The sequence below is a fragment of the Helicobacter bilis genome, assembly GCF_900198365.1.
In the GTDB taxonomy this organism is placed as follows: domain Bacteria; phylum Campylobacterota; class Campylobacteria; order Campylobacterales; family Helicobacteraceae; genus Helicobacter_A; species Helicobacter_A bilis_B.
Genome location: NZ_FZMS01000017.1, coordinates 1 through 10,881, shown reverse-complemented (window position 1 = coordinate 10,881; position 10,881 = coordinate 1). Strand labels below are relative to the sequence as shown.

Below are 10,881 nucleotides of genomic sequence, written 5' to 3'. Positions count from 1 at the left end.
CAAGGGGGAGAAGATAGGGGTTATAGGGAGAATTTTAACCATTTCTATTTGATAAAGCTTTGGATATCAAAGTTTTTTACGATTTTATTTACTTATAACTTTCACTACATAAATTTCTTTTAGCTTTAGAATCTAATGGGCTAATAACTTCAACGACGAAATCTCTAACTAATAAATCACTTATTCAACAGGCATTGTATTTGTATAAAATTTGATTGATAAGAGACCATTACGCATATAGAGATTTATCTAAAAATCCCATTTTCATACAATTATAAGGGGTTGTGTTATGAAAATATACAAAAATGTAAAGTATTTTTTACATTTTTATTGACAAATAACTATTTTTTATGTATAGTTTCATCGCGTTCCTAATGTTAGGGCGTAGTTATTAGGTTAGGTTACCCCCTCCAATTTCCCTACACCTAATAGCTTCAAAAACTTTGCCAAACCCCACAAATTGTGAAGTTTTTGTTACTCTCCACTCCTTTTATATGCTCCTTTAGGAGCTTTTTTATTTTTCATTTTACTCCTTTGTTTTATTTAAGATTTATTCTTTTGAGTTGAAAAACTCAAAAGATTTTTGTCATATTATCTATGAGAAAAGATATAACAAGTTTATGAAGTTGCATGATGATTAAAAAATATTCATAGAAAATAAGCAGAACTAAGCACAAGAAAGTTATGGCAGAGGGGAAGGGATTCGAACCCTCGAAAGCTTGCACTTTACACGCGTTCCAGGCGTGCTCCTTCAACCACTCGGACACCCCTCTATAAATTAAAAGACTCTGTAAGACACGCAATTATAGCAAAAAATTACTTTTTTGCAAACTACGCCTACATTTAATGTGAGATATTAATACCAGATAATAAATCTAATGCTTTAGGACTTGCTGCGGTATTATAAATATTTGTAACGCCCTCTATCCTTGAAAGCAGGGTATTTTTCATTGCCACATTTGAGCTAAATGCCCCACCTATATGAAGCGTTGTAATACGCACCCCACCTAGTCTAATATCTTCTTGCTTATTATTGATGACAGGTCTAACCCCCCATGCACTATGGGCTACAATAGCCCTTTGTGTGCCTTTGATATTGACATGTCCTAGATAAAGCATAATATGCCCCTTTAACCAAATGATACTTGCAAAGGGCTTTGCATTTGCAATGATATATTCTTCTTTTTCACTCTCTGTCATTTTAGATAGATTCACAAATTGCCCTTTAAATTGTGCTTGTGCAGCGGAATTGCGTGGTAAAAAGATTCCAAAAGATGCAAAGCTATCACGCGTAAAAGCACTGCAATCCCTATTGCCAAGCAAACCGCCCCAACCATACTTCTGCCCTAGCATAGTATGAATGAGTGATGACATTTTTTCTTCACTAAAAGGCATGGGAAAATCTGAAAATAGATTAGGATCAAACTCCACTTCACGAATTTGTGCGTAATTATCTATATCCTTGTAAAAGGTTATAAGCGTGTCATGTCGTTTATTGTAGGGGAAAATCTGTCCTACACGCGCATCAAGCACCCATTGATTCTGATAAGACAAGGGGATAAAATCCCTATTTGGAATCTTATAGGATTCAAAGCTAAGGATTCTTTTACGCATACTATCACTCACTAGTCCAACACTACGCGTATCAATCCAGCCATATACAAAAGGTCCCTGTATATGCGCATATCGCCCATCACTGCTAAAGTGAGAAATCATTACGGGCGTGCCTTCAAATATAAAGCTATTCTGCCATCTATCAAATGGAAAATCATCTTTATTTTTATAACGCGGCTTATGCGTTGGCACGGCTCTCACAGAAGTAGCTTGGACGATTATTCCAGCCTGTGGTTTGCGTAAAAATTCGCCTAGATTCATATTGCTTAGAATCTCTTCAAATTCATCAAGCGTATTTGGCATAAGATTCTCACCAATGCCAAGCAATGTTTTTATCCTTTGCTCGAGTGAAGCCATCTTTGCTTTATATTCTCTCTCTAGCTTCGCGTAATTTTTCGCATTTTTCTTTGGCGGCTTTTTCTTTAGCTCTTCTAGCTCTTTATGATAATTTAGAGCATTTTGTAGTGATGGCACGATATAAAATACAGAATCTTTATTGCTACTGATTTTATTTATATCCCACACAGCATAAAACTTTGCTAGATATTCTTCCTTGTTTGCTACATTAAGATTTTGTATTTGAAATGGCATAGATTCTGTTGGATTAAATTTTTGTGAATTATCTGTGCCAGAAAGTATATTAACATTAATGCCTTCTTGTGCTTTAAGGCTTGACAAACATACATATATTGCAATAAGAATCTTGACAAAAGTTTTCATAGCAACTCTTCTAAATGTTGTAATCCAGTAGTAACTTTTTGTATAACCCCATTTTCATAACTCACAATAAGTGGTCGTTTTATCACGCTTAGATTCTGCAACACAACTTCAGGCGTTATATCCTTTATGCCTTGTTCTTTTAGCTTTTTGTAGGTTGTGCCTTTAGTGTTTATGAGATTCTCTAAGCTTATACATTCAAGTATAGCCTTTAAAGATTCTAAGTCTAACCCCTCTTTTTTAAAATCATGAAATCTGTATGCTATATCATTTTCATCCAAAAAAGCAAATGCTTTTTTCATGCTATTACAATTTTTAATGCCATATACTATTAACTCCATTGTATCCCTTGTATGCGAAATTAATCATATAAAGCAAAAAGCTTACCATTTATTCATATTAATTCTATGCAAAAGTATAAAAAGCATTTTTATTTTCCATCATCGCTGTGTTTATTTTTGTTTGTATCAATAAACTACAATATAAAACACAAATGATACTTTTTTATACATGCTTGTAATTTTGAGTAAAAAAGTATTTCATTTTTACAGAAAAAATGCTTTTTTATATATTATATAGCCAACTCGTGTCTTTGGCAACTTGATTTACAGAATGTCAAAATGAATTCGCTAAGGCAGGATATTTTACATTAAAGGGTAATGATGAATGGTATGAGTAAGATTCTATGGATAGCCATAGCTGTCATTGGAGCATGTTGCTTTGGTGTGTTAGCATTGCATAATGGCGAAAAGATTTCCGCACTCTATCTTGTTGTCGCTGCGATTTGTATCTATTCTATTGCTTATCGCTTTTATAGTGCTTTTATAGCAAATAAAGTATTAGGACTTGATAGCACAAGGGCTACACCCGCAGTTTTAAACAATGATGGGCAAAACTTTGTTCCCACACATAAAGCCGTTTTGTTTGGACATCATTTTGCCGCCATTGCTGGGGCTGGACCGCTTGTAGGACCTATCCTTGCGGCACAAATGGGCTATTTACCATCTATGATATGGATTTTAGTAGGTGGCTGTTTGGCTGGAGCGGTGCATGATTTTGTCGTGCTATTTATCTCATCTCGCCGCAATGGTAGATCACTAGGTGAAATGATAAAAGAAGAAATGGGTAATACTATTGGTAGCTTTGCTATGCTTGCTATTTTTGGAATCATGCTTATTATTATCGCCATTCTTGCGATGGTTGTAGTAAAAGCCTTAGCAGATTCTCCATGGGGGACATTTACCATTGCTATGACTATACCTATTGCTATGTTTATGGGTATATATATGAGATTTTTACGACCCGGCTGTGTTGGTGAAGCTAGTATTATTGGCTTTGTGTTGCTTATGTTTGCACTTTATTATGGGCAAGTTGTGGCACAAGATCCAGTTTTATCAAGTTATTTTCATTTTAAAGAAACAACACTTGCCTTAATCATTATGGGATATGGCTTTGTTGCGGCAGTTTTACCTGTATGGCTACTGCTTGCACCAAGAGATTATTTAAGCACTTTTTTAAAGATTGGGGTTATCGTAATTATGGCGGTAGCTATCCTTATTGTTGCCCCTGATTTGCAAATGCCAAAATTCACACAATACACTGATGGCACTGGTCCTGTGTTTGCTGGTAAGCTTTTCCCATTCCTATTCATTACTATTGCATGTGGTGCTATAAGTGGATTCCATGCTTTAATTAGCTCTGGGACTACGCCAAAAATGCTTGAGAATGAAACACATGCTAGAATGGTTGGCTATGGCTCTATGCTTATGGAATCTGTTGTTGCGATTATGGCTTTAATTGCTGCGTGTATCTTACAGCCGGGCTTATATTTTGCTATCAATTCCCCTGCTATTGCTATTGGCACAGATGTAGTAAGTGTAGCACAAACTATATCTAGCTGGGGATTTGCAGTCAATTCACAAGACATTACAGAACTTGCAAAAAATATCGGTGAAAATACTATATTAAGCCGCACAGGTGGTGCGCCAACCTTTGCGATAGGACTTGCGACTATCATTTCTCAAGTGCCACTTTTTTCAGCGGCTTCCATGTCGTTTTGGTATCACTTTGCTATTTTATTTGAAGCACTCTTTATTCTTACCGCTGTTGATGCTGGGACACGCACATGTCGCTTTATGGTGCAGGATATTTTAGGTAATGTATATAAGCCTTTAGGGAATCTAGAATCTATTCCTGCTGGCTTGATTGCTACTGGACTTTGTGTAGCTGGCTGGGGATATTTTCTCTATCAAGGGGCTATTGATCCAAAAGGTGGTATCTATACGCTATGGCCACTCTTTGGTGTAAGTAATCAAATGTTAGCTGCTATGGCATTACTACTTGTAATGGCAATCCTTTTCAAAATGGGAAGAGGCAGATATGCTTGGGTTGTAGCTATGCCTGTAACATTTGTGCTTATTGCCACGCTTTATGCTGGAGTGCAAAAAGTGCTTCCTGCAAATGGCGAAAAGATACATGATGCAGTAAGCCATGTAGCCTTCGTGCAGAATACAAACGCAAAGATAGCCGCCCTAGAGCAAACAAATAAAGACTTAAAAGAGGGTAAGGCTAATCCTACGCTTAACATGGAAGGCAAAAGTCTGCAAGAATTGCGTGAAATGGAAATAGCAAAGAATGAGCAAGATATAGCAGGTATGAAGCAAGGCGTGATTAATAACTCTATTAATGCGATACTTTGTATATTCTTTATGTGTGTAACCTTGCTTGTGCTTATCCAAGCCTTAAGGATCGCAAGGCAGTCTAGTAGCGGACAGCTTAGCTATCCATTACGAGAAGAACCTTATGTAGCGATGAAGTAGTGATTTCTCAGTAATGTCAAATTTATATGTAATATTAGATTCTAATATGCAAGATATGGTTTGTGCTATTCCTTGCGTATTTTCATGTGGAAAGATATATGGTATTTTTGCCATAAAGTTTCCAAAAGTTTTGGTAAAATTGTAGTGTAATTGCTAAGCTTGGCTTGTTAAACCATAATAAAGCCCTGAAACACCGGAAGCTAATTTTTAAGATCTCACATATTAAACTCTAAACATCTTGCGGAGTTTGTGCTTAATGTATGGCATGGTTGCTCTGTGTTTTATCTTATGTAAGAGTCGATTGAAATATGTATTTTGGGTGTGCTTATATGTTTCTTTTGTGGGGTGAATGCTAGATTCTAGTTCCTTAGCCCCTGTTTTTATTAAATATTCAATAATAATATCTCTATGCGATAAAACTTCATCTATCAGTCTTTTATATTTTTCTATAGGTGGGAGTATGTGATTGTAATTATATTGTGTTGAGATTTTTATATTTTCTTTTGATAGGGCTTCATAGTCCAGAGTTTCTGTGTGATAGTTACCCTCTTTTGTAGCACAAAAGAAAGCAATAATATCGCAAAATGAGATTTTATGAGAATCTTTTTCCCAGCTTTTTGCATTGTGATAATATTCTTTTTTACTAGCCTTACCATTACTGATTTTACAATGTGTGTTTTCATTAATAAAGAAAGGGTTTTGCACCTCAATCACACAATTTAATATATTTGTCTCTTTTATAATGCTTTGCCCCCCCCCCCCATTGTATGCGTTACTGCATGTATCATTACTATGTATATCATTGCATAGCTCTAAACTTGCATAGCTAAGAGAGCATTCGTCCCAACCTTTTGGTTCTTTGAAGTTCTCTTTCCACTCTCTTGTATTATTCCACGTGTGTAAGCCTATGAGACAGCAGTCTTGCATTTTTTTAGGAAATGCTAAAATGGTATTAGAATCTAGTCTATATATCTGTTCGCCATACATTGAATTGACGAGATAATCCTCTTTTATTTTACCCCTTTTTACTATCATATCTTTTGGAGTGCATTCAAAAAATTTTGGATTATCATTTATTATTGTAAGCTTTTTTGGCATTTGAAAAATCTCTATGGAATCTATGATATTTTTGCCTACTCTCTGCATAATACTTTCTAGCTGATGTGCCCAATCAATCCTTTTGCCAAACTCTTGTAAAGCATGATCTTCATAATATTCTTGCATATCAATGCAATTAAATCCATATTCTTCACACAGCTTCCTATGCATATTATTGATTAATCTATAATTTTCAAATTCATTCGGTAATAATAAGGAAACTACTTTTTTGTTTAAAAAATAAAGTTCTTTATAATGCCATGATAGATTGCGATAGAAAATATCAAGTGGCACTTTCTCATGAGTTTCAAAGACATTATATACATCATTTACATTCGATTCTGTGATAATCAATGCCGCATTTTCAAAAATCTTTTTATTGCGTTTGCGTTTTAGCTCATAAAAATTTTGTATCACACTGCAAGCCCCAAGCCCAAAGTTATACACTTCAAACTCGCCTTTATCATTGAGTGAATCTTGTATGCCTTTTTGTAATCCATCACCCATAACAGAATTACTACCGCCAAGTAAAATAATATTCTTTTGCATTGCTGTCCTTTTTTTGTAAAGTTTCATTGTAGCATGTAAGTTTGTATGTTATTAAAATACTATGTATTATATCTAGCTATTAAATATCTCTTGCCATAGTTTTATTACCGCTTCTTTGCTAAAGGTTGTGGCAACTTTTTGTTTTGCTTTTAATCCCATAGATTCTCGTTTTTCCTTATCACTCATTAGCGTAAAAAGTTTATCGGCATAACCCTGCAAGTCATTATCTTCTATAAGATAACCGCTTGTGTGAGATTCTATAATATCGCTTGGACCCGTTGCTACATCAAAGGCAATGGGGCATAAGGCATACGAGCAAGATTCTAAAAGCACCATAGGGAAACCCTCAAAATAGCTAGTCATTGCGTAAATACTTGCGTTTAAATACTCTTTTTCTATATCTTTTGTGAAAGGTTTTAGGATGATAGTGTCTTGTAGGTTTTTGGCTTTTATTTTAGATTCTATTTGTTCTTGTAAGACTCCATCGCCGACAATGATAAGCTGCCAAGATTCTAAAGCCTTTTTGTGCGTTGCAGTTTCCGCCCCTTTAAGAGAGTTTGCCTTTCGTGCTTCGTCATTTATGTTTAATAAACTCCTTGCACTCAAGGCTTCACAACTCTTAAAATCATCGCAAACTGCTTCCGCACTGGTTTGCTTAGATTCTAAGTTTTTTTCGTGGCTGCCGTTTTGAATTGTTATCTTGTCATCTTGAGTGTATAAGCACGAAATATCTTTTTTAGATTCTGTGTTTTTAGATGTTTCGCTTCGTTCAACATGACAAGCGGAGGATTCAGTATGACAAATGGAAGATTCAGTATGACAAGTGGTAAAGTCGGTATGACAAGAAGTAGGTTTAGCATAACAAAGATTAGAATCTAAATTTTCATCATTTTTGCACCCTAAACCCCGCAGCCCACCCATTCTCTCTTGCACCTTTTCCCAAATATCTATAAGTCTTAAAAAGCCTTTTTGATCGCCCCTATCCATACGCCCAACGGATATGATTCTATGCTGATTGGAATCTGTGTTTTTCTGTGAAATATTAGGCAGAAAGTTTGGAATAACTTTAACATTTTTATGATAGCTCTGCCACTTGTCTAATTCACGAGATGAAAGCACGACTAAGGTATCAAAGAGATTAAATATCTTTTGCTTTCTTTTATCTATCTTTTTTGGTGCGTTTAGATGCCATAGGCGGATATATTGTATAGAATCTACTTTAGCCTTTGGGATATACCAGCCATCATTTGCTAGGACAATATCAGGCTTTTCTTGCTGTGCGATTGTATCTATCTTTTTGCTTAAAATATATCGATAAATGCTTTTATTAAAAAGCTTTTTCAATGGGTTTTTACTCTTTGGTGTGGTGTGTGATAAAAAGCGGATATTGATATTTTTATGTAATGCAAAAGGGATTTCATCTTGGAATCTAAAAAAGCTAATCACACTCACTTCAAAGCCTATCTCACTAAACGCATTAGAGAGATTGACACATACTCTCTCGCCCCCGCCAGATTCTGTAATATCTTTGAGAATGATATAGATTTTTTTCATGGGAATCCTTTAGCGATTGTAAAGCGTTTTGCCAAATAGCGTAATGATTTTATGCTTTTTATTAAGGCTTATGCGGAAGTTTTTACGCCGCCATTCTTTAAAGGTTTGTGTTTTAGCTAAAAACTCATCAAGTGTTTTTGCCTTAAGGGCAGAATCTAGCACTTTATTTTTAGCAAGCACACTAGATTCTATCTCTAAAGAGTGGATAAACTCTTGTAAAAGCCCTAAATAATTAGAATCTTTTGCTAAATACTCATAGCTTTGCGATGGGCGTAAAATATGCGTTGGCAAAATGTAGGTATGCAGTAAATCATGCTCTTTAAAAAAGTTATAGATAAAAGCAAAGGCGTTAAAAAACTCTTGTGGTGGGTGGGTTTTCTTTGTGAGTGAGTTAGCCCTTAAGCGATAGAAATATATCGCACTTTTTGTTAGGGCAATCTCTTTTGCTAGCATATTCGCACATACACCAAAAGGCACATCTTCTGCAAATCTCACAGGCGGGAATCGCAAGTCTTTTAGCAAAGATGCACTAAAGACACTTCGCCATGGATCGATTTTATCGGTAAGATTCTTACTCGTAATCTTACGCATGACTCCCCTTTCTCTCTCTTGTGTCTTTGTGAAAATCTCTTTATTATAGTTATCATCATGGAATACGCAGATATTTCTACTCTTTGCGATTAGGGCATTATTTGCTTCAAGGCAGTAGATAAGATTGCCATAATAATCCTTAGCTATCACATCATCAGAATCTACTAAGCCAATGTATGCGGTATCTTGGGTATTTTGCTTTGAAAAAATGTATTCTAACCCCGTGTTTCTAGCTGCCCCTAAGCCTTTATTCTCTTGATTTATAAGGATAAAGCGAGAATCTTTTTGTGCGTATTCTTGTGCTATTTTGGGGCTTTCATCTGTGCTACCATCATTTATAAGTATGGCTTGAAAGTTGCTATAAGTTTGTGCTTGTATAGAATCTAGACATTCTTTTAGATACTTTTCTACATTGTAGATAGGGACTATTATAGATAGGGCTAACATGAGAATCCTTTGTGTTATATTTAGGGCATTTCGCTGAATTGATACCCATGCTCTAATAAAATCTTATATACAGAATCTTTATGTTCTTTTCCTTTAATTTCAAGGGCTAATTCCACAATAGCATCGCCATATTCAAGCTTTGTGCTAATGCGTGAATAGTTGATAAATACGATATTTGCCCCCTCTTTTGTTAAAAGCTCGGTTAGATTTTGAAGGCTTCCGGGTTTATCTACAAGGATTACTTGAAACTTCATTTTCCTATCACTCTTTAATAAAGCCTTTTCAATGATAATATTTAGCATGGTTACATCGATATTTCCACCACTTAGAATCACGCCGACTTTCTCATTTGGGCTAATCTTTACTTTATGATGCATTAGGGCGGCAACGCTTGCAGCTCCAGCCCCTTCTACCACTAGCTTTTGAGATTCTAAAAGGAATAAAATCGCACTTGCTATCTCTTCATCATCTACTTCTACAATGCCATCAACACAGGACATAATGCAGTTAAAAGTCATCTCATTCACATCTCGCACAGCTATCCCATCAGCGATAGTTTTCACACTGCTTGAGTTTTGCATAGCTCTTGCATAAAAGCTTTGCTTCATTGCATTTGCACCTTTTGCATTCACACCTATGATACGCGTTTTTGGCGATAGGGCTTTATAGGCACTTGCTATACCGCTAATTAGCCCACCACCTCCTATTGGCACTATCACGACATCAAGCGCTTCTTCTGCTATCATCTCAAGGGCAATGCTGCCTTGCCCTGCCATCACATCAATATCAGCAAAAGGGTGGATAAAGCTTAGATTCTCTTCTTGTGCTATCTTTTGTGCCCTCTCATAAGCTTCATCATAGTTATTCCCCGCTAAGACTACTTCAGCACCCATAGCCTTTGTGCCGATAACCTTTAAAAGCGGCGTAGATTCTGGCATAACGATAACTGCCCTTGTATTAAAATGCTGTGCGCTAAAGGCTACGCCTTGTGCGTGATTACCCGCACTTGCACATATCACGCCTTTATTTAGAATCTGCGTATTATTTTTGCTATCTAGCTCTTTTAATGTTGCAATCTTATTAAACGCCCCGCGTATTTTAAACGCCCCTGTGGGTTGTAAATTCTCTTTTTTTAGATACACCTTTGCATTTGCAATATTGCTTAAACGCGGTGCATAAGCTAATGGGTGCTGCATGATTATATGTTGCAATCTATTCTTAGCAGCTTTAATGCTATCAAGTTCTATTAAGCCCATATTCTCTCCGTAAATATAAATTTAAGTAAAAATAAATGCGTATTTTATCATGTTTTGAGAAAGTTGTTTTTATGGATTTGTTATTGTTTATAATCTAGCTTAAATAAAGCTTTATTTAAAACTTAAGAATAGCTTAAAATTTAATTGCTAGAATCACAATTCTATCCAAAGTCCGCAAAATAGGGCATAAAATGTATATATATGTGTCAAAATTTGTGTCATCAGTGTATTTTTTG

Annotated in this window: 7 protein-coding genes and 1 tRNA gene; 1 reads left to right on the top strand and 7 read right to left on the bottom strand. The window is 35.7% G+C overall.

Annotated elements, in window-relative coordinates; all coding sequences use genetic code 11:
- Window positions 1-685 precede the first annotated feature (685 nt).
- The 3 genes from C6H08_RS03035 to C6H08_RS03025 form a co-directional block, all read right to left on the bottom strand.
- Window positions 686-773, bottom strand: a tRNA-Ser gene (locus C6H08_RS03035).
- Window positions 774-843: 70 nt separating this feature from the next.
- Window positions 844-2,334, bottom strand: a complete 1,491-nt coding sequence (locus tag C6H08_RS03030; RefSeq protein ID WP_034563740.1) for an SH3 domain-containing protein — start codon at window positions 2,332-2,334, stop codon at window positions 844-846.
- Window positions 2,331-2,672: a Spx/MgsR family RNA polymerase-binding regulatory protein gene (locus C6H08_RS03025; RefSeq protein ID WP_034579046.1), complete on the bottom strand. Its 342-nt coding sequence runs from the start codon at window positions 2,670-2,672 to the stop codon at window positions 2,331-2,333. The genes C6H08_RS03030 and C6H08_RS03025 overlap by 4 nt, the downstream gene beginning before the upstream one ends.
- A gap of 318 nt (window positions 2,673-2,990) precedes the next feature.
- Here C6H08_RS03025 and C6H08_RS03020 point away from each other — a divergent pair, with 318 nt between their 5' ends.
- Complete coding sequence (locus C6H08_RS03020; RefSeq protein ID WP_034563744.1) at window positions 2,991-5,150, top strand: carbon starvation CstA family protein; 2,160 nt, start codon at window positions 2,991-2,993, stop codon at window positions 5,148-5,150.
- A 222-nt stretch (window positions 5,151-5,372) separates the two neighbouring features.
- On the opposite strand, the gene C6H08_RS11800 is transcribed toward C6H08_RS03020, so the two are convergent.
- From C6H08_RS11800 to ilvA, 4 genes are all read right to left on the bottom strand, one after another.
- Entirely contained in the window at window positions 5,373-6,797 is a 1,425-nt protein-coding gene (locus C6H08_RS11800) for a hypothetical protein (RefSeq protein ID WP_233708460.1), read from the bottom strand.
- Between the two features lie 72 nt (window positions 6,798-6,869).
- Window positions 6,870-8,351, bottom strand: coding sequence for a glycosyltransferase (locus tag C6H08_RS03010; protein WP_034580086.1), 1,482 nt, complete (start codon window positions 8,349-8,351; stop codon window positions 6,870-6,872).
- A gap of 9 nt (window positions 8,352-8,360) precedes the next feature.
- Complete coding sequence (locus C6H08_RS03005) at window positions 8,361-9,389, bottom strand: glycosyltransferase family 2 protein (RefSeq protein WP_034580087.1); 1,029 nt, start codon at window positions 9,387-9,389, stop codon at window positions 8,361-8,363.
- Between the two features lie 20 nt (window positions 9,390-9,409).
- Window positions 9,410-10,645 carry a threonine ammonia-lyase gene (ilvA, locus tag C6H08_RS03000; RefSeq protein ID WP_034580088.1) on the bottom strand — a complete coding sequence of 412 codons (1,236 nt, stop codon included), beginning with the start codon at window positions 10,643-10,645 and terminating at the stop codon, window positions 9,410-9,412.
- Window positions 10,646-10,881 lie beyond the last annotated feature (236 nt).

Excerpts from the sequence above, each read along its gene's own strand:
- C6H08_RS03030 (WP_034563740.1), bottom strand. The coding sequence starts at position 2,334 with ATGAAAACTTTTGTCAAGATTCTTATTGCAATATATGTATGTTTGTCA.
- C6H08_RS03025 (WP_034579046.1), bottom strand. The coding sequence starts at position 2,672 with ATGGAGTTAATAGTATATGGCATTAAAAATTGTAATAGCATGAAAAAA.
- C6H08_RS03020 (WP_034563744.1), top strand. The coding sequence starts at position 2,991 with ATGATGAATGGTATGAGTAAGATTCTATGGATAGCCATAGCTGTCATT.
- C6H08_RS11800 (WP_233708460.1), bottom strand. The coding sequence starts at position 6,797 with ATGCAAAAGAATATTATTTTACTTGGCGGTAGTAATTCTGTTATGGGT.
- C6H08_RS03010 (WP_034580086.1), bottom strand. The coding sequence starts at position 8,351 with ATGAAAAAAATCTATATCATTCTCAAAGATATTACAGAATCTGGCGGG.
- C6H08_RS03005 (WP_034580087.1), bottom strand. The coding sequence starts at position 9,389 with ATGTTAGCCCTATCTATAATAGTCCCTATCTACAATGTAGAAAAGTAT.
- ilvA (WP_034580088.1), bottom strand. The coding sequence starts at position 10,645 with ATGGGCTTAATAGAACTTGATAGCATTAAAGCTGCTAAGAATAGATTG.